This is a genomic window from Thermoactinomyces sp. CICC 10521, assembly GCF_016055135.1.
Classification (GTDB): Bacteria; Bacillota; Bacilli; order Thermoactinomycetales; family Thermoactinomycetaceae; genus Thermoactinomyces_A; species Thermoactinomyces_A daqus.
Genome location: NZ_JAECVZ010000079.1, coordinates 1 through 1,320 on the forward strand (window position 1 = coordinate 1; position 1,320 = coordinate 1,320).

At 39.1% G+C, this 1,320-nt stretch carries 1 protein-coding gene; it reads left to right on the forward strand.

All coding sequences use genetic code 11. The features are described from left to right. Nucleotides 1-1,121: 1,121 nt before the first annotated feature. Nucleotides 1,122-1,320, forward strand: a 199-nt coding sequence (locus I8U17_RS18025; protein WP_370589295.1) for a VOC family protein, incomplete at its 3' end; no start/stop codon positions are given.

Consider the following 1,320-nt stretch of genomic DNA (forward strand, 5'->3'; position numbering starts at 1 on the left):
CGCAATAATAGCTTCCTTAACATGGGATAATGGAATACTCATTTGAATTGTAGAGGATCCATCTCGGGTCCGACTTTCCTCCTTTTTTTGTTTTTCCTACGAACTTTATCGAAAACCATGACTCTCATATTTCAGGTATGGAGTATCTGAGCAATGGAACTACCCAGTTTCCCATATCCAATGACACAAGCATCCATCCCTGCGGGGACATTTCCACGACCTCTATGAGCATCTCGACAGAAAATGCAATCGTGCAGGGCAGGGGACTTCATTCAGTGCTAAATAACGTTGATACCCATTTCCTGTATCTTCATGACTTCCATGATACGTCTTGAAAATACTTCTGCCAGTTCATTTAATACCCCTGCAAAGTAGCCATCGGCATCAAGCAAGACGATAGGGGTAGATAAATAAAATTAGAAGAATTTATCCTGCTATGGATCGAAAGCGAACTGCGGCCTCAAAATATTGGGCAGATTGCACTATATTTGAGCTTCGTTAACTCTACCTTATCTATATATTAAACTTGTTTGCTGCACAAACAACTAAAAAAAACAAATTCAAAAATCGCCTCCAAAAACAAAGCAATCCACCTCATTATAGATCACATTTTTAGGTAGTTGTAGATCAACATTCCAGTCATTCCAAGAATGAGCCAAATGATCACATCCCGGTAGGTTAAGAATGTAACGCAAGCAATTATTTCTGCTATTTGTTCATGAGCTGCCGGATCAGTCTGATCGCATTGGCATTGCTTTATCAAGAGAGTCGGGAATAGGGGAGGATGACTGTTGTCATTTGCGAACGACAGAAAATTCTAAACAGATATAATAGATGTTCAAAAACATAAAAGTTCGATAAAATATAGGGGAAAAGGCTTTTTGGATGGAAAACCAGTTGAAACGATCCGAAATTTGGATCTGAATAGGGGAGGTGTTCGGGGAAGCACATGCAAACTCAAAAAAGAGAAAAGGTCCGGTAAACAAGGATTGAAACATCTTTGGAAACTGCCGTGAGCGGGGCCCCTGTTGAATCAATATTCGTTCTGGTACTCATGGAATGTCAATGGAAGAGGATCATGTCGACAGGCTAACGATGGAAAGAAGCCAAGAGAAGGGAGAATTAAAAAATTGATAAAAGGGTTATATGAAGCACATTTGCCCGTCAGTAATCTTTCTGATTCAATAGAATTTTATAAGAAGTTAGGTTTAGAAATTGCTTATCAAAGTGAAAAATTAGCTTTCTTTTGGATTGAAAAAGGACGCAGTTGGTTAGGTCTTTGGGAAACAGATAAAGTAAACACACCTTACCATCCTTCAT